This is a genomic window from Nocardiopsis exhalans (genome assembly GCF_024134545.1).
In the GTDB taxonomy this organism is placed as follows: Bacteria; Actinomycetota; Actinomycetes; order Streptosporangiales; family Streptosporangiaceae; genus Nocardiopsis; species Nocardiopsis exhalans.
In genome coordinates this window covers 1,808,263-1,824,907 of record NZ_CP099837.1, presented here as the reverse complement: position 1 = coordinate 1,824,907, position 16,645 = coordinate 1,808,263, and the positions used below count along the sequence as shown (strand labels likewise).

At 70.7% G+C, this 16,645-nt stretch carries 16 protein-coding genes; 4 read left to right on the top strand and 12 right to left on the bottom strand.

Features of this window, described 5'->3' with window-relative positions; genetic code table 11:
• Nucleotides 1-43: 43 nt before the first annotated feature.
• The gene (locus tag NE857_RS08135) at nt 44-1,051 is read right to left on the bottom strand and encodes a tryptophan--tRNA ligase (RefSeq protein ID WP_254420427.1); all 1,008 of its coding nucleotides are present in this window, start codon (nt 1,049-1,051) and stop codon (nt 44-46) included.
• Between NE857_RS08135 and NE857_RS08130 the strand changes: the two genes are divergently transcribed.
• Together NE857_RS08130 and NE857_RS08125 are read left to right on the top strand one after the other, a co-directional pair.
• Nucleotides 1,050-1,328: a hypothetical protein gene (locus NE857_RS08130; RefSeq protein ID WP_254420426.1), complete on the top strand. Its 279-nt coding sequence runs from the start codon at nt 1,050-1,052 to the stop codon at nt 1,326-1,328. The two genes, NE857_RS08135 and NE857_RS08130, sit on opposite strands and share 2 nt — an antisense overlap.
• Before the next feature lie 4 nt (nt 1,329-1,332).
• On the top strand, nt 1,333-1,497 hold the full coding sequence (locus NE857_RS08125) for a hypothetical protein (protein ID WP_254420425.1): 165 nt from the start codon (nt 1,333-1,335) through the stop codon (nt 1,495-1,497).
• Between the two features lie 51 nt (nt 1,498-1,548).
• Here the strand turns inward: NE857_RS08125 and NE857_RS08120 are convergent, their stop codons facing one another.
• The 7 genes from NE857_RS08120 to NE857_RS08090 form a co-directional block, all read right to left on the bottom strand.
• Nucleotides 1,549-2,589 carry a zinc metalloprotease gene (locus NE857_RS08120; protein ID WP_254420424.1) on the bottom strand — a complete coding sequence of 347 codons (1,041 nt, stop codon included), beginning with the start codon at nt 2,587-2,589 and terminating at the stop codon, nt 1,549-1,551.
• Nucleotides 2,590-2,711: 122 nt separating this feature from the next.
• Nucleotides 2,712-4,436: a DEAD/DEAH box helicase gene (locus NE857_RS08115; protein WP_254420423.1), complete on the bottom strand. Its 1,725-nt coding sequence runs from the start codon at nt 4,434-4,436 to the stop codon at nt 2,712-2,714.
• Between the two features lie 260 nt (nt 4,437-4,696).
• Nucleotides 4,697-4,981 (bottom strand): hypothetical protein, encoded by a 285-nt coding sequence (locus NE857_RS08110; protein ID WP_254420422.1) that lies wholly within the window; start codon nt 4,979-4,981, stop codon nt 4,697-4,699.
• Between the two features lie 16 nt (nt 4,982-4,997).
• On the bottom strand, nt 4,998-5,783 hold the full coding sequence (locus tag NE857_RS08105) for a class E sortase (RefSeq protein WP_254420421.1): 786 nt from the start codon (nt 5,781-5,783) through the stop codon (nt 4,998-5,000).
• A gap of 6 nt (nt 5,784-5,789) precedes the next feature.
• Entirely contained in the window at nt 5,790-6,734 is a 945-nt protein-coding gene (locus tag NE857_RS08100; RefSeq protein ID WP_254420420.1) for a heme ABC transporter ATP-binding protein, read from the bottom strand.
• Entirely contained in the window at nt 6,731-7,840 is a 1,110-nt protein-coding gene (locus NE857_RS08095) for a FecCD family ABC transporter permease (protein ID WP_254420419.1), read from the bottom strand. The genes NE857_RS08100 and NE857_RS08095 overlap by 4 nt, the downstream gene beginning before the upstream one ends.
• Nucleotides 7,837-8,976, bottom strand: coding sequence for a heme/hemin ABC transporter substrate-binding protein (locus tag NE857_RS08090; RefSeq protein ID WP_254420418.1), 1,140 nt, complete (start codon nt 8,974-8,976; stop codon nt 7,837-7,839). Before NE857_RS08090 ends, NE857_RS08095 begins: the two co-directional genes overlap by 4 nt.
• Before the next feature lie 281 nt (nt 8,977-9,257).
• On the opposite strand from NE857_RS08090, the gene NE857_RS08085 reads away from it, so the two are divergent.
• Together NE857_RS08085 and NE857_RS08080 are read left to right on the top strand one after the other, a co-directional pair.
• Nucleotides 9,258-10,721, top strand: a complete 1,464-nt coding sequence (locus tag NE857_RS08085; protein ID WP_254420417.1) for a cell wall protein — start codon at nt 9,258-9,260, stop codon at nt 10,719-10,721.
• A 204-nt stretch (nt 10,722-10,925) separates the two neighbouring features.
• The gene (locus NE857_RS08080) at nt 10,926-12,809 is read left to right on the top strand and encodes an HtaA domain-containing protein (RefSeq protein WP_254420416.1); all 1,884 of its coding nucleotides are present in this window, start codon (nt 10,926-10,928) and stop codon (nt 12,807-12,809) included.
• 145 nt (nt 12,810-12,954) lie between these two features.
• Here the strand turns inward: NE857_RS08080 and NE857_RS08075 are convergent, their stop codons facing one another.
• The 4 genes from NE857_RS08075 to NE857_RS08060 form a co-directional block, all read right to left on the bottom strand.
• A complete protein-coding gene (locus tag NE857_RS08075) occupies nt 12,955-13,197 on the bottom strand; it encodes a DUF3039 domain-containing protein (RefSeq protein ID WP_026116563.1) in 243 nt (80 codons plus the stop codon).
• A 58-nt stretch (nt 13,198-13,255) separates the two neighbouring features.
• On the bottom strand, nt 13,256-13,837 hold the full coding sequence (locus NE857_RS08070; RefSeq protein WP_017580896.1) for a YqgE/AlgH family protein: 582 nt from the start codon (nt 13,835-13,837) through the stop codon (nt 13,256-13,258).
• A 74-nt stretch (nt 13,838-13,911) separates the two neighbouring features.
• The gene (locus tag NE857_RS08065) at nt 13,912-15,309 is read right to left on the bottom strand and encodes an NAD-dependent malic enzyme (RefSeq protein WP_254420415.1); all 1,398 of its coding nucleotides are present in this window, start codon (nt 15,307-15,309) and stop codon (nt 13,912-13,914) included.
• A gap of 399 nt (nt 15,310-15,708) precedes the next feature.
• On the bottom strand, nt 15,709-16,440 hold the full coding sequence (locus tag NE857_RS08060; protein ID WP_254420414.1) for a cytidylate kinase-like family protein: 732 nt from the start codon (nt 16,438-16,440) through the stop codon (nt 15,709-15,711).
• Nucleotides 16,441-16,645 lie beyond the last annotated feature (205 nt).

Here is a 16,645-nt window from a genome sequence, read left to right as displayed (position 1 = left end):
GAGGGGTGACGGCCGCTCCGTGCTCTTGCCCGGGAACCGGGAACTAGTCGATGCCGATGGCCGCGCGGACGTTGGTCAGCACCCGGCGGGCCCTCTCGCGGGCGCGCTCGAGACCGGCGTCGAGGATGTCGTCAAGCTCGGTCTCGGAGGCCATGAGCTCCTCGTAGCGCTCGCGCTTGGGGCCGAGTTCGGTGTTGACCGCCTCGAAGAGCTCCTTCTTCAGGTCGCCCCAGCCCATGCCGCCCGCTTCGAGGCGCTTGCGCACGTCGGCCACCTTGTCGGCGTCGGCGAAGTGCGTGAGCAGCTGGAAGGGGATCGAGGTGTCCGGGTTCTTGGGGTCCTCGACCGGGGTGGAGTCCGTGGGGATCCGGTTGATGGCTTTGCGGAGCTTCTTCTCCGGCAGGAAGAGCGGGATGTGGTTGTCGTAGGACTTGCTCATCTTGCGGCCGTCGGTACCGGGCAGGATGCTCGCTTCGCTGTCGTCGATGACGCCCTTGGGGATGGGGAAGCTGTAGCTGTCGCCGTACCGGTGGTTGAAGTACCCGGCGATGTCGGCGGTGTACTCGATGTGCTGGGACTGGTCGCGACCCACGGGGACGCGTTCGCCCTCCATGATGAGGATGTCCGCGGCCATCAGCACGGGGTAGTTGTACAGCCCCATGTTGATTCCGGCGTCGAGCTCGGTGATCCCGGCCTCGTTGTTGCGGTCGCGCGCGGCCTTGTAGGCGTGCGCGCGGTTCATGAGGCCCTTGGGGGTGAGGGTGCTCAGGATGGTGGTGAGCTCGAAGGTCTCGGGGATGCTGGACTGCCGGTAGAAGACCGTGCGCTCGGGGTCGAGTCCGCAGGCCAGCCAGGTGGCAGCTCCCGACCGGATGCTCTGACGGAGTTCGTCCGCGTCCTTGATGATGTTGAGCGCGTGGTAGTCCGCGATGAAGTAGAAGGTGTCGTAGACCTCGGCCGCCGCCAGGGCGGGCTTGATCGCGCCGATGTAGTTGCCCAGGTGGAAATCGCCGGTGGGCTTGATCCCGGTCAGATAGGTGCTCGCTGCCATGCGTCCAGCCTATCGACGCCCGCCACCGGATTCCCGCCCGCCGCCCGGCCCCCCACGCCCGGCCGCCTCCGTCCGACCCGGTCAGGCGTTCCACGAGGACGCCAAGGCGCGCCTGGCGCTCGCTCTCCCACATCCGCTGGTCCCGGGTGAGGGCGGCCAACCCGTGCACGGCGGCAAGGGCGTGGCCATGGTCGCGGCCGGCGTGGTCCTGGCGAAGGGCCGCGCCGGCAGAGGCACCGGGCTCGCTGACGTCAGCGAGCCCGTACGGTCGTCATGAAGGCGTGAGCGAGACGGATACCGAGGCAGCGGCGCCCTGGGCCGGGGTACGCGGGTGCAACGCGAGCCCCACCGGAGCGGAACGACGGGCCTACCTGCACGGACGCACCCTTCAGGACGACCTCGCCGACCGGCGGGACGACAGACTGACAGAGACGGATGCCTGGTAACTGAAAGCGGCGCCCCGGAAGGTTCCGGGGCGCCGCACTTCTTCGCTCGGCTCAGGCGCGGGCGGTGTCGCCGCGGAAGGCGTCCCAGTGGTCGATCATGCGGCGGGCCTGGCCCTGGGTGAAGTGGGTCATGCAGAGGTCGTCGCTGTAGTTCATGAAGTTGGTGACGGGGTCCTTGCCCGGCAGGTGAGGGCAGGTGTTCCGGCCCTTCGGGCAGCCCGCCGCGGCCTCACGTTCGTACGGGGTGTCGTCCACGTAGTCGCCCGGGCTCTGGCAGCCGTTCTGGAACGTGTGGAACAGCCCCAGCCAGTGGCCCACCTCGTGGGTGCCGGTGTGGCCCTCGTTGAAGCGGTCGCGCTCACCGCCCGGAAGGGTGTCGTGCGCGACGACCACGCCGTCCTGTGCCGGGTGGTTCGCGTAGTTCTGCGGGAAGGTCGAGTAACCGAGCAGCCCGGAGTCGAGTGCGGTGGTGTAGACGTTCAGGGTCTCGGGACCGCCCTGGCGCAGGCGGGACCGGATGGTGTCGCGGTGCCGGTTGAAGTCGCCGAACCAGACGTTGTCGGCGTGGCGGGTGACGGCGGAGAGCTCGAAGCGAAAGCCCGTGTCGGTTCCCTCGGAGCCGCGCGCGTAGTCCCCCCGGAAGGCGCGGTTGAGCACGTCGATCTGGTCCCGGATCCGCCGGTCGCTCACGTCACCCCGGCCGTCCTCGGCGGAGATCACGTGGACGACCACCGGAACCGTGTGTGGTGGGGCGAGCTCGCGGCCACGCTGGGCGACCAGCGCCTCGCGCAGCTGTTCCTCGTACTCGGCGGCCTGCTCCGGGGTGACCTCCACCCCCTCCGCGGTGCCCGCACCGGGGTCGGCGACCCGGTTCTGCGACTCCCGGGCCGCCGTGTCGGCACTGTCGGGCGCCCAGGGCTCCTGCCCGGGAGGACAGTGGTCGTCGAACGCGGCCACCGACCCGGGCCCCGGGGGCTGGGAATCGGCGGGCTCCGGCAGCGTGGTCGCCACCAGACCGGTCAGCGCGAGTGCGCACAGGGTCAGGCCGGACCAGGTCGCGGCTGAGCCTCCGCGCGGGCTTCGTCCAATCACCTCACGGACTGTAGTTGTCCGATTGCTTTGTGATTGGGAGCCTTGCGCGGTCTTGCTAAGTATTTGCCCGATTCGACCAACGGGTGACCACTTTGGCTCTGCCCCGCCCCTGACCTAGGAACCTATTTCTGGCCCACGGCCCAGGCCCGCAGCTTGGCGATGCGCTCGCGGATCTGCGGCGGGCTGGCCTGCGCGACCGGCGGCCCCCCGCAGGCCCGGCGCAGTTCGTTGTGGATCACCCCGTGCGGCTTCCCGGTGCGGTGGTGCCAGGCGCCGACCAGGTTGCTGAGGTCCTTGCGCAGCTCGGCGAGGACCTCGTGGGTGGGCCCCGACTCCTCCTCCGGCTCCGCCTTGCCCCTGGCCTTGCGCTGACTCGCGTGGATGTCGGCCTTGCGCTTGCGCAACAGCTGGGAGACCTGTTCCGGGTCGAGCAGCCCGGGCAGTCCGAGGAAGTCCTCCTCCTCGCTGGAGCCGGCCGCGCCGCCGCCGTACTCCAGGCCGTCGTAGAGCGCGCGGTCGAACTCGGCCGCGGACTCCATGGTCTCGAAGGGGAGCTCCTCCCCCGCGTCCGGAGTGTCCTTCTTCTTGTTGGCCTCCTTGAGGAGGTCCTCCTCCGGGTACTCGTCGTCCGAGGGCTGCTTGTCCAGGACGTGGTCGCGCTCGCGCTCCATCTCCCCCGCGTACTCCAGCAGGGTCGGCACCGACGGCAGGAACACCGACGCCACCTCGCCTCGTTTGCGCACCCGCACGAAGCGGCCGATGGCCTGCGCGAAGAACAGCGCCGTGCTGGTGGAGGTCGCGTACACGCCGACCATCAGGCGGGGCACGTCCACGCCCTCGGAGACCATCCGGACCGCGACCATCCAGCGGTCGTCGCTCTTGGAGAAGCGGGTGATCTTCTTGGAGGCGGTGGGGTCGTCGGAGAGCACCACGGTGGCACCCTTGCCGGTGATCTGGCGCAGGATGCGCGAGTAGGCGCGGGCGTTCTCGTGGTCGCTGGCGATGACCAGGCCGCCCGCGTCCGCGTGGGTCTTGCGCACCTCGGTCAGGCGGCGGTCGGCCGCCTGCAGGACCTTCTTGATCCAGTCGCCCTTGGGGTCCAGGGCGGCCCGCCAGGCCTGGGAGAGCGCGTCCTGGGTCAGGGGCTCGCCGAGTCTGGCCGCGAGCTCGTCGCCCGCCCGGGTCCGCCAGCGCATCTCACCGGAGTAGGCCATGAAGATGACCGGGCGCACCACGCCGTCCTCCAGCGCGGGCCCGTAGCCGTAGCTGTAGTCCCAGGAGCAGCGGCGCACCCCCGCGGAGTCCTGGACGTAGTCCACGAACGGGATGGGGTTGATGTCGGAGCGGAACGGGGTTCCGGTCAGCGACAGGCGGCGCGTGGCCGGGTCGAAGGACTCGCGGACCGCGTCGCCCCAGGACAGGGCATCGCCCGCGTGGTGGACCTCGTCAAAGATCACGAGGGTCTTGCGCGCCTCGGTGCGGTTGCGGTGCAGCATCGGGTGCGCGGCGACCTGCGCGTAGGTGACGGCCACACCGATGTACTGGCGGCCGAGGGCGCCCTGCCCGTTCTTGAAGTCCGGGTCGATGGCGATGCCGAACCGGGCCGCCGCCTCGGCCCACTGCTTCTTGAGGTGCTCGGTGGGGCAGACGATGGTGATCGCGCGTACCGCGTGCTGCCGGAGGAGTTCGCTGGCCAGTGTGAGGGCGAAGGTGGTCTTGCCCGCGCCGGGCGTGGCCACCGCGAGGAAGTCGCGTGGCTGCCTGCGGAAGTACTCCTCGAAGGCCTCCCGCTGCCAGGCCCGAAGGCCGCTCAGGCGATCCTCCGCCGTGGTCTGCGTCACCGTCATTCGTTCCGTCCCCCGTTGCTCACCTGCTTGAGGTTAGCGGCCGCCGGAGACCGATCCGGGAGCCCCGGCAGTGGTGCCGCGCACAACGCCCGTCCCCGGGCGTATCCGGCAGGACACGCCCGTGCCGTCCCGGTACCGGCTGCCGCCTCGCCCGACGGCAAACGGCACGGTGCTTGCCGCACCGCGCCGCGCCGTCGTTCGAGAACCGTCTCGAAAGCCTTGCTCCAGGCCTACCTCAGCCCTCGCCCGCCACGTCCGTTCTAGGCCCCGTCGCCTTCCGCGGTTACCTCTTCCGCCCCGGGGCCCTCCTCAGCCTCAGGCTCCCCCTCCACCTCAACAGCCTCGGGGTCGACCTCGCCCTCGGGTACCTCGGCGCCGCCGATCCCGGTCGTGTCCACCGCGCCGTCGTTGAACGGCATGTGCGGGGAGATCGCCGGGAAGGCAAAGAACCACAGCAGCGCGGCTCCACCTGCCAGCAGGCCCACCGCCATGATGAACTTGGAGGCCCAGGGGCCGGGCAGGATGTGCCAGATCAGTCCGTACATTCGTGTGTCCCTTCCCCTACGCGTCCGGCGCCATGTGGGCGATGCTGTCGGGCATGCCCTCGGACTTGGGCGTGGTCTCGGTCAGTTCCGCCCACACGATGAGCCGGTGCGTGTTGTTCAGCTTGGGGGCACAGGTGGTGAGGGTGAGCAGGGCCCGGCCGGGCTCCTCCTCGGAGGCCTCCTCGAAGGGGTCCGGGGTGACCACCCAGAAGTCCTCGGGCAGGACGGTCTCCTCGCGGAAGACCTCGTAGGTGTAGAAGTTCTCGCCGTCCTCCAGCACCATGACGTCGCCCTCGTCCAGCAGGTCGAGGTCCCAGAACAGGCCGGGGGTGCGGTGCGCCGCGACCCCGTAGTTTCCGAGTTCGCCGGGGGCGCTGTCGTACTGGGTGTAGCGGCCGGGGCTGTAGCGGATGTCGTCGGGCTCGGTGCCGTTGACCACCACCCAGTCCAGGTCCAGGTCCGGGACGTAGAGGCGGCTGTCGGCGCTGCCCGGGAGGGGTTCGGAGTCCGGTCCCCGCTCATCGGCGACGGCCCACGCCTCGTCCAGGCCGTCAGCCAGACCCTGCTGCTCACGGTCGGTCTCCCACTGGGAACCGTACACCTCGTAGGCGGCGTAGAAGAGCATCAGCAGACCCGCCGTCAGGAGGATCTCGCCGAAGAACCGGACGAACCCGCGGACGACGTCGCCCGGGGTGGTCCTCGGTTTGCGGGCACGACGCCGTCGGCCCCGCGGGGCCCGCTCCCGGCCCTCGTCCGAGGGGTGGGGCTCATCGTGGGACTGCCGTTCAGTTGTGGACACCAATACGACCTACTCCTGTGGACGCTTTCGTGTGCACCCGGGTGACCGGAGGGGGACGACGAGCGGGACCCCCGTACGCGGATGCGGCAGGACTTCGACCTCGTGTTGGTACACAGCGCTGAGGAGCGACGCACTGAACACGTCGGCGGGGGTTCCCTGCGCGGCGACCTGTCCTCCGGAGAGTACCGCCACACGATGGGCGTACGCGGCCGCAAGCCCCAAATCGTGCAGGACCACGATAACCGCCCCACCGTGGGACGCCAGCGTACGCGCGATGGAAAGTACAAGTTCCTGGTGACGGATGTCCAGTGCGGCGGTGGGTTCGTCGAGCAGCAGCAGGCCGGTGTCCTGGGCCAGGACCCGGGCGAGCATCACACGCGCCCGTTCACCCCCCGAAAGCGTGGGGAAGCGCCGGGCGGCCAGGTGGGTGACGCCGACCTGTTCCATGGCGGAGCGGGTGAGGGCGTCGTCTTCGGCCGGGGAGCTGAGACCGGCCCAGGGCGCCCGGCCCATGGCGACGAGTTCGGTGACCGAGAACGGGAAACTTACCGCGGCCTCCTGGGGCAGGACGGCGCGGCGCAGGGCGAGTTGGGGCGGGTTCCACTCCCCCAGCTCGCGGCCGAACAGACTCACCGTGCCCGAACCCCGCTCGCCCTTGGCGGGGCCGCCGGTAACATCCCCCGACAGCGCGGAGAGCAGGGTGGACTTACCCGCGCCGTTGGGTCCGACCAGGGCGAGGAGTTCGCCCGCACGGACGGTGAGGTCCACCCCGTCCAGCAGGGCGCGCCCGCCCCGGCGGACGGTGACGCCCTCGGCGCGAACCACCTCGGTACCGGGTTCGACGGGTTCGGGGCGGGCGGGTACCCGGGTCAGCGGCGCGACGGCGGTGCTGAACCGCTGCCGGAGCCGCCGGCGCAACGGCGAGGCGGCCGGGGTGGTGGCGGTGCCGGTCACGACCAGCCTCCTTGCTTGGCGCGGGTGCGGTGCAGCAGGTAGAAGAAGAACGGTCCGCCCAGGGCCGCGGTGACGACCCCGAGCGGGATCTCGGCCGGAGCGGCGACGGTGCGGGCCAGCAGGTCGGCGGCGAGCAACAGCAGGCCGCCGCCGAGGGCGGAGGCAGGCAGCAGCACGCGGTGGCCGGGCCCGGTGATCATGCGGATGATGTGCGGGACGACGAGGCCGACGAAGGCGACGATCCCGGCGAAGGCGACCGCGGCCGAGGTGAGCAGGGCCATCGCGCCGATGAGCACCAGGCGCATGCGCTCGACGTCCACGCCCAGGTGGCGGGCGGGTCCCTCGCCGAGCGCGAGCAGGTCCAGGCGGCGGGCGTAGACCGGGATGACCAGCAGGCCCAGGAAGAGGCACGGCGCGATCGCGGCGACCTTGGACCAGGTGGCGGTGGAGACGCTGCCCAGCTGCCAGAAGGTGATGGTCTGGATCTCGGCGTCCTGGGAGAAGTTGGTCATCAGCCCGATCGCGGCCCCGGCGATGGCGTTGACCGCGATCCCGGTGAGCAACAGGGTGACGACCTCTGTGCGGCCGCGCGAGCGCGCGAAGACGTACACGAACAGGGTCGTGGCCAGGCCGAACACGAAGGACGACGCGATGATCGTCCAGTGGCCGAAGACGGTGAGTCCGGTGAAGATGACGACGATCGCGCCGACGGCGGCTCCGGAGGAGACACCGATCACACCGGGTTCGGCCAGCGGGTTGCCGAAGATGCCCTGCATCATGGCGCCCGCGCTGCCCAGGGCGGCGCCGACCATGATCGCGAGTACGACGCGGGGCAGGCGCACGTCCCACAGGACGGTGTGCGCGATCTGGTCCGGGGCGGTGCCCACGTCGAGGCCCATGGCACGCAGGATCGACGCGGCGACCTGGCCCGCGGGGATGGGGTAGGCACCGACCCCGGCAGCGATGACGGCGACGACCACGAGGCTGACCGTGAGGCCGCCCAGGAGGAGTCCGGCGCGCAGTCGGCGCAGGACGCGGCCACCGCTGTCCGGATCGGGTTCGGTGGTGGTGTCGCTGCTCGCGGAGCGTTCGGAGAGGGCGGTCACGGGGTGTCGTCCTCTGCAGCCGTGTCCTCGGCATCCGAGCCCTCGGCGCTCTCGACTTCGCCGGTGATGGCCGCGAGTTCCTCGGCCATGGCCGTGATGACCTGGGGTGTACGGGGGCCGAAGTTGAGCAGGACCCCGTCCTCGAAGTCGATGACGGCGCCGTTCCGGCCAGCCGGGGTCTGGGCGACACCGGGGATCTCGACCAGCCCCTCGATGCCGCCGACGGACTCCAGGCCCTTGGTCATCACCAGCAGGACGTCGGGCTGGGCCTCGATGAGCGCCTCGGTGGTGATGGGGGTGAAGGCCACGTCCAAGCCCATCTCGACCCCGGCGTCGCGGGCGCCGATCTCGGCGAGCATGGCGTCGGCGCCGGATCCCCGTCCGCCCAGGAGGTAGACCCCGGCGGTACCGCGCAGGTAGAGGAAGGCGACCAGGGGTGAACCGCTGGCCTCGACGGAGGTCTCGCGGACCGAGGCCATCTGCTCCCGGGTGCGCTCGACCAGCCGGGTGCCGGACTCGGGGACGCCGAGCGCCTCGGCGACGCGTTCGAAGCGCGGGTACATCTCGTCGAAGGACCAGGCCTCCTCGACGATCACCACGGGGACGCCGCTGCCCTGGATCTGCTCGATCGTCTCGGGGGGACCGGTCTGGGTGTCGGCGAGGATCACCGTGGGCTGGAGGGCGAGGACGGACTCGGCGGAGACGTCGTGGCCCTCGCTGATCACCGGCAGGTCGGCGGCCTCGTCGAAGGTGGCCGCCACGTCGCGGCCGACCACGCTGTCGCCGAGCCCGAGGGTGAAGACGATCTCGGCGAGGCCGCCGGTGAGCGGCAGGATCCGGCTGGTGTCGGTGACCTCCACCTCCTCGTACTCGAGGGGGTCCGAGCTGGTGCGGTAGGGGTCCAGGATCACCGAGTCGACGGTGACGGGGAGCTCGGGGGTTTCGGTCTCCGCCAGGATCTGGAGGCGGTTCTCGGAGAGTCCGGGGATACCCTCGTCAGCCGGTTCGTCCACGGGAGCGACCTCGCCGGTACAGGCGGTGAGGGCGAGGGTGCACGCAGCGGCCAGCAGAGCGGCGGCGCTGCGGCCCGGTCTGGGTCGTCCACGCAGATGGGGACGGGGGACGGCGTGGGGCATGGCGGTCGCTTTCGGTTGATCCGTGTACCGGGGTGTCGCCTGGGAGCGGGGGCGCGACACGACCTTTTATATGACAGGTCGTCACAATCTTGACAACCCTGACGGTTCAGTGGTCAACTGTTCCGGCGCGGGATCGAGTTAGGTAAGGCTCACTTCGCCAAGGTAAGCGTAACCTAAATCCATTCCCCAGGTCTCGCGGGTGACGGAACGCCGTCTGACCCGCACGAACGCGAAGGCCCCTGATGCACGCAGCGGTTCCCCTCCGTGGGCTTCTCCCACCAATGGCCGCCGTGGCGGCGGCGGCGGTTCTTTCCGCCTCCGTCCCCGCGACGGCGTTCGCCGACTCGGTCGACGACATCGTCAACCCCCGCATCACCACCGTGAACCGCACCGATGGGCTCGCCCCCGAGGGCGACACCGTCACGGTCTCCGGTACCGGACACGACCCCGGCAGCCGGATCGAGATCACCACCCGGGCCGTGCCCGCCGAGGCGGCCGACACCGAGGACGCCGACGAGTCCGCGGTCCTGGACACCGAGAACACCGTCCTGACCGAGGTCGACGAGGACGGGCTCTTCACCGTGGACCTCGACACCGGCGTCGACTTCGCCGCCGAGGCCGGTCTGGACGCGACCGGGGACCCCTTCGAGATCGTTCTGACCGAGGCCGAGGACGGCGACGGCGAATCCGAGCGTGGCGGCTGGGCCGAAGGCGATGCCCCGGCCGAGAGCCCGGGGGAAAGCACGGCGGAGAGCACCACGGAGAGCGCTGCCGAGAGCGGTGAGCCCTCCCCGGACGAGGTCGTCTCCGCCCCCGGCCCCGGCCGCAGCGCCCCGGTGCTCGCCCCAGCGGCACCCAGGAACGCTCCGACACGGGCCGCCTCGGTCGTCGCCGTGGTCCCGGTGAGCTTCGCCGCCCCGGCGAACGCGCCCCAGGCCCAGCCGCCGACCACGAACCCGCCCCAGTCCCCGAACGCTCCGCAGACCCAGGCCGCGCCGCAGACGGTGCCGCAGAATCCGGCCGACCTGACGCTGACGGTCTCCAAGACCAGCGGGCTCGACCCCGACGGTGAGAGCGTCACCGTGACCGGCAACGGTTACGACACGTCCAAGGGCATCTACGTCGCCCTGTGCGACACCGCCAACGCCAGCGCCACCCAGGCGCCCAGCCCCTGCATCGGCGGCGTGGACATGGACGGCGGTGGCGGGGCCTCGGCCTGGGTCTCCAGCAACCCGCCGCCCTACGGCGAGGGCCTGGCCACCCCCTACACCGGCAGCGGAACCAACGGCGGGTTCACCGTCGAGCTGACGGTCAAGGGCTCGGACGAGCACACCGACTGCCTCTCCGCCGCCACCGACTGCGCCGTGGTCACCAGAAACGACCACACGCGCTCCAGCGACCGCGGGCAGGACAAGTTCGTCCCGGTCACCTTCAGCGGCCAGACCGGCGACCCCGGCTCGGGCGGTTCCGGTGGTTCGGGAAGCGGTTCCGGTAACGGCTCGGGCAGCGGCTCCGGTGACTCCGGCAACAACAGCACCGGCAACGGTGCCGGCGGCAACTCCAGCGGCTCCGGCAGCGGCAGCAGCGCGGGCGGTTCGGGTTCGGGCGGCGGCAGCTCCCTGCCCACCACCGGCACAGCCCTGACCGGCCTGGTCCTGGCCGCCGCGGTGGCCGTCCTGGCGGGCGCCGTGGCGATGTTCGCCGCACGCCGCCGCACCGGCGAGGACCCGGCCACCACGGCCTAGGCCCCTCCCTCAACCAGCCGCATCCGCCCGGGCCGGGTCCCCTCGTCCCGGGCACCCACTGGGCACCCTCCGACCACGTTCTCCCTCGGCGGCCCCACCGCTCCCGTTCCGCACGGGGCCGCCGCGCCACACCCCGCTCGGCCCCGGTGCGCGACCGGGTCCGGCTCCCGTCCATCCCCCGACACGAACAGGAACATCCATCTCATGAACACCACCACGAGCCGTGAGGGCACGGCCGCGGGCAGAACCCGCCAGCTGCGCTCCCTCACCGCCCTGGCGGGAGCGGCCGTCCTGGGCGCCTCGCTCACTCTGGGCGCCGCACCGGCCCTGGCCGACGAAGCCCCCGTCTCCGTCGAAGGAGGCTCCGCCACCTGGGGCGTCAAGCAGTCCTTCCGCAACTACGTCTCCGGCCCCATCGCGGGCGGCGGCTACGAGGCGGTCGACGGCGCCTCCGTCAACGCCGACGGCACCCTGGACTTCCCCACCGCGGAGGGCTCGGTCTCCAAGGAGGACTCCTCCGGTGAGGTGAGCTTCTCCGGAGGTGTGGTCTTCACCGGCCACGACTACGGCCAGGGCCCGGTCCTGGAGATCCACGTCAACGACCCCCGCTTGGAGTTCGACGGCGCGGGTTCGGCCACGGTCTACGCCGACATCACCAGCCGCGAGTTCAAGGGCGCCAACCCGGCACTGCCCCCGGGCGACCTCATCTCGTACGGCGAGGTCGCGGTCACCGAGCTGACCGGCGCCGAGGTGGAGGTCGAGGGCGACGAGATCGTCTTCACCTCCGCCGCGGGCACCATGCACGCCGACGCCGTGGAGCCGTTCGCGAGCTTCTACGGCGCCGGCGAGACGATGGACCCGTTCTCCTTCAGCACCGTGGCCGTCGAGGGCGCCGACCCGACCGACCCCGCGGCCCCCGAGGAGCCGGTCCACGATCCCCGGGTCCAGGTCAGCCAGACCACCGAGCTCGCCCCCGAGGGCCAGGTCGTCCAGGTCGACGGCACCGGCTTCCGTCCCGGCGCGGGCATCTACGTCGCCCTGACCGGCATCGCCCAGTCGGACAGCTCCCACCCCGCTGACTGGTACGGCAGCGGCGTGTGGCTGCGTGACGGCTCCGCCCCCGCCGCGGACGGCACGTTCAGCACCGGCCTCGACGTCGTGGGCGCCTTCGAGAAGAGCGGCAACGCCTACGACTGCGTCGAGGACCAGTGCTACGTCGCGGTCTTCAACGACCGCCACGACCTGGCCAACCGCGACCAGGACGTGTGGACCCCGATCTCCTTCGCCACCGAGGACGGCGACGGAGACGGTGGCAGTGACGGCGAGACCCCCGAGGGCGACCTGACCGTGCACAACGGCCGCGCCGCCTGGGGCGTGAAGGAGTCCTTCCGCAGCTACATCGTGGGCAACATCGCCAAGGGCGAGATCAGCACCAGCGACGGCGCCAGCAAGAACGACGACGGCACCTTCGCCTTCACCGACGGCAGCGGCACCGTGAACCTGGACGAGTCCGTCGCCGAGATCGACTTCGGCGGCACCGTGCTCTTCGAGGGCCACGTCTACGACGGCGCCGACCCGCTGCTGTACATGACCGTCTCCGACCCGCGGGTCGAGATCGACGGCGCCGGGGGCACTCTCTACGCCGACGTGGTGAGCAAGTCCCTGAGCAACGAGGAGCTCGTCACCTACGAGGACGTGGCCTTCGCCGACCTGGACCTGTCCGGTGTGGAGTACGAGCTGGCCGAGGGCGTCCTGTCCTGGGACCCGATCCCGGCCGCTCTGACCGCTGACGGCGTCCCCGCCTTCGCCGACTTCTACGCCGCGGGCAAGCAGCTCGACCCGATCACCCTGACCGTGAGCGTGGACGAGAACGTCCAGGTTCCCGGCGGCGGCACCGGTACCCCCGGTGGGGGCGACGACAAGCCGACCCCCAGCCCGGGTGACGGCGACGACAAGCCCGGTCTGCCCAACACCGGTGTGGCCCTGACCGGCCTGCTGGCCGCCGCCGCGGTGGCCGTGGCCGCGGGCGGTACCGCTCTGGTCGCCGCCCGCCGTCGCACGGGCGCCGAAGAGGGCGCGCAGGTCTGATCCTCCGCTCCGGCCCCGGGGGGTTCAGCTCCCGGGGCCGGGCTCCCGGCCCCGTGCCCGGACACGACGAAGGCCTTGGCTCACCCGGAAGGGTTGGGTCAAGGCCTTTCGCGTACGGCCGAGGGGCCGTTCGACCGTGCGGTCGTTACTTCATCATTTCCTCGTACGTCCGCTTGCAGTCCGGGCACACGGGGAACTTCTTCGGGTCGCGGTTGGGCACCCAGACCTTGCCGCACAGGGCGATCACCGGGTCGCCGGTCACCGCGCTCTGGGTGATCTTGTCCTTCTGCACGTAGTGGGCGAACCGTTCCCGGTCACCGTCGTCGTGCGAGATATCCGGCCGGGTCTCGCTATCGGGAAGAACCTTGTTCAGGACATCCATCGCCATCGTCCTCACACCTTTCAACGTCTGCGTTCCACGGTATAGGGTGTCGCGCTCCACCCCATCAGTTCATGGTGGGATCGTCAGGATAGGTCGACAACAGGGCCAACTCACCCCCCTGTCGACGCAGCACCCGTGACCAGAGGGTTTCCGGAGAGCCGCCGAAGAGGTCGTCGGCGAGGGCGTCGACCACGAACCAGGCGCCGTCCCCGATCTCGCCTTCCAGCTGCCCGGCGCTCCATCCGGCGTAGCCCGCGAACACGCGCAGGGCGCTCAGGGAGGCGCCGAGGACCTCGGTGGGGGCGCCCAGGTCCACCATCCCGACCCCGGCCAGCGCCGGTCCCGGGCCGGTCCCCTCCAGCGGGGCCCAGCCCGGCGGCGCGTCTTCCGGGACGGCGGTGCCGAGGGCGAGCCCGGAGTCGGTGCCCACCGGCCCGCCGGAGAACATCACGGCGGGCGCGCTCGCGTAGGCGCCCCAGTCCGTCACCACCTCGTCCACCGGGAGTTCCAGCGGACGGTTGAGGATAACCCCCAGGGTGCCGTCGTCGGCGTCGTCCACGACGAACACCACGGAGCGACGGAAGGTGTCCTCCTGGAGAAGGGGGGCGGCCACCAGCAGGCGCCCGGTCAGAGTCGACTGGTCCATGGTCCACCTTTACCCGGAAAACCCGCCGCTGGTCACCCCCTCGGCACGCTCTCCCCACATCCCCTGTTCGTCCGTTACTCGGCCTGGCCGCGCTGGGCGACCTCGCGCACGGCGGTGGCCACGTGGTGGGACAGGTCCGAGTGGAAGACGCTCGGGATGATGTAGTTCGGGCCCAGCTCGTCCTCGGTGACCACGTCGGCCAGGGCCTCGGCGGCCGCGACCATCATGTCGGAGGTGACGTGGTGGCTCTGGGCGTCCAGCAGGCCACGGAAGAACCCGGGGAAGACCAGCACGTTGTTGATCTGGTTCGGGTAGTCGCTGCGGCCGGTCGCGACCACGCCCGCGTGCAGGTGCGCGACCTCGGGGTCGACCTCGGGGTCGGGGTTGGCCAGCGCGAAGATGATCGAATCCTCGTTCATCTCGGCGATGTCCTCGCCGGCGAGCACGTTCGGGGCGGAGACGCCGATGAAGACGTCGGCCCCGGCCACCGAACCCTTGAGGTCGCCGCTGTAGCCCGCGGGGTTGGTGTTCTCCGCGATCCAACGCAGGTTGCTGTCCAGGTTCTCGCGGCCCGCGTGTACGGCGCCGTGGACGTCACTGACGATGACGTCGCGCGCACCGGCGTGCATCAGCAGCTTGAGAATGGCGGTACCGGCCGCGCCCGCGCCGGACATGGCGATGCGGACCTCGGACAGCTTCTTGTTCACCACGCGCAGGGCGTTGCGCAGGGCGGCGAGCACGACGATCGCGGTGCCGTGCTGGTCGTCGTGGAAGACGGGGATGTCCAGCAGCTCGCGCAGGCGGGCCTCGACCTCGAAACAGCGCGGGGCGGAGATGTCCTCCAGGTTGATGCCGCCGAAGCCCGGGGCGATCAGCTGGACGGTGCGGACGATCTCGTCCACGTCCTGGGTGTCCAGGGCGATGGGCCAGGCGTCGATGTCGGCGAAACGTTTGAACAGGGCGGCTTTGCCCTCCATGACGGGCATGGCGGCCTCGGGGCCGATGTTGCCCAGACCGAGCACGGCCGAGCCGTCGGTGACCACGGCGACGCTGTTGCGCTTGATGGTCAGGCGGCGGGCGTCGTCCTTGTTGGCGGCGATGGCCTGGGAGACGCGGGCCACACCGGGGGTGTAGGCCATGGAGAGCTCGTCGCGGTTGCGCAGCGGCACCTTGGACTTCATCTCGATCTTGCCGCCGAGGTGCATGAGGAAGGTGCGGTCGCTGACCTTGTGGACCACGACCCCCTCGACCCCGCCGAGGGCGTCGACGATGGCCTGGGCGTGCTCGGTGTCGCGGGCGGCGCAGGTGACGTCGATGCGGATGCGCTCATGCCCAGCGGCCGCCACGTCCAGGGCGGTGATCATTCCGCCGACCTGCTCCACCGCGTTGGTGAGGCTGCCGACAGCGCTGCCTCCGGCGTCCAGTTCGAGTCGGACGGTGATGGAGTACGAAACGCTGGGAAGGGTGGCCACGTATTGCTCCTTGGCTTTTGCTGATGTCATGCGTCCGCGGGGCACACCGGCGGCCCCTCCCGTGGACGTACGGACCGACGTCGGGACTCTTCCACCGGGTGGTCGGGCGAACGGCCTGCACTCCGTGGCCTGGTCCGGTGGAAGCTCGTCGGCGCCTGCGCGCCGATCGGACCCGGGTCCGTGACGGTTGCGCGTCCCGCCCTGGAACACCCTGTCATCGAGTGTCCGGCACGGGCCTCGGCCGATGGGCGGGGGCGGTACTCAGGAGCCCACGACCGAGTCGCCTCACCCTACCCGAGTCAAGCGGGTAACGTCAGCACAAGGTGACAATTAACGCTTTCGGAAAAAATCTCATAAATTCCCACCAAGATCCGGTGTCCACTGGATGCCTGCCGGGGTCTAACCGCCCCCTGAAACCTGAGCCCGGTCGGCCGCCGCGCGCACCACGACATCGGCGCAGGCGTCGGTGGAGAGCGCGGTCGAGTCGATCACCAGGTGATAGTGGTCGGGATCGGCCGGGTCCACGCGGTAGAAGCGGCGCACGTAGGAGGCCCGGGCCCGGTCGTTGTCGTCCAGCAGCCGCGGTGTGGGCGGGTCGGGCCCCCAGCCGTGGCCGCCGCACTCCTCCCGGTCGCCCGCGTCCCAGAGCCTCCTGGCCCTGCGCAGCCGGGCCTGCCGACTTCCGTCCAGCCGCACGTGCAGCGCGCCCGGATGATCGGCCAGGACCACCGCCGCGGCCCGACCCAGGATCACCCCGCCGTCGCGAGCGACGTCGCGGATGACGCGTTCGGTCTGTTCGACGAACTCGTGGTCGTAGAGGAGCCGGCCCTCGTCGTTGGTGGTGCCGATGAAGGCGGTGTCCACACTGCCCAGCGTGACGGTGGGCAGGCGGGCGGCGCTGGAGAGGAGGCGTTCGAGCCCGCCGGGGGCACGGTCGTCGCGCTGGAGGACCTCGTCCAGGGAGCAGCCGATCTCGGCCGCCACGGCGCTGGGCACCGCCCGGCTGAGGAAGGGGACGTTGAGCCGCGCGGCGACGGCGGGGCCGACCACGCTCCCCCCGGCCCCGAAGGTCGCCGAGATCGTGACCACGGGTTCGCCGCCGTGCGCGCGCGGTGCGTCGTTCGTCGCCATGGGGCACCTGCCGGGTTCGCCGTGCGGACCGGCGGACCGCAGCTGTTGCGAATCTTCTACCCCACTTTTCTACCCCTTGAGCGGGCCGCTATCCCACCATCTTCAAAACAGCAAATACATGCTGTTTTCCCACCCCTGGTGACTCAATGGGATAAAACACCCCGGAACGACCGATATCAACCGAATCGTTCCGGGGCAGGGTGGT

Excerpts from the sequence above, each read along its gene's own strand:
- NE857_RS08130 (WP_254420426.1), top strand. The coding sequence starts at position 1,050 with ATGCGTCCAGCCTATCGACGCCCGCCACCGGATTCCCGCCCGCCGCCC.
- NE857_RS08135 (WP_254420427.1), bottom strand. The coding sequence starts at position 1,051 with ATGGCAGCGAGCACCTATCTGACCGGGATCAAGCCCACCGGCGATTTC.
- NE857_RS08115 (WP_254420423.1), bottom strand. The coding sequence starts at position 4,436 with ATGACGGTGACGCAGACCACGGCGGAGGATCGCCTGAGCGGCCTTCGG.
- NE857_RS08110 (WP_254420422.1), bottom strand. The coding sequence starts at position 4,981 with ATGTACGGACTGATCTGGCACATCCTGCCCGGCCCCTGGGCCTCCAAG.
- NE857_RS08090 (WP_254420418.1), bottom strand. The coding sequence starts at position 8,976 with ATGCCCCACGCCGTCCCCCGTCCCCATCTGCGTGGACGACCCAGACCG.
- NE857_RS08085 (WP_254420417.1), top strand. The coding sequence starts at position 9,258 with ATGGCCGCCGTGGCGGCGGCGGCGGTTCTTTCCGCCTCCGTCCCCGCG.
- NE857_RS08080 (WP_254420416.1), top strand. The coding sequence starts at position 10,926 with ATGAACACCACCACGAGCCGTGAGGGCACGGCCGCGGGCAGAACCCGC.
- NE857_RS08075 (WP_026116563.1), bottom strand. The coding sequence starts at position 13,197 with ATGGCGATGGATGTCCTGAACAAGGTTCTTCCCGATAGCGAGACCCGG.
- NE857_RS08070 (WP_017580896.1), bottom strand. The coding sequence starts at position 13,837 with ATGGACCAGTCGACTCTGACCGGGCGCCTGCTGGTGGCCGCCCCCCTT.
- NE857_RS08060 (WP_254420414.1), bottom strand. The coding sequence starts at position 16,440 with ATGGCGACGAACGACGCACCGCGCGCGCACGGCGGCGAACCCGTGGTC.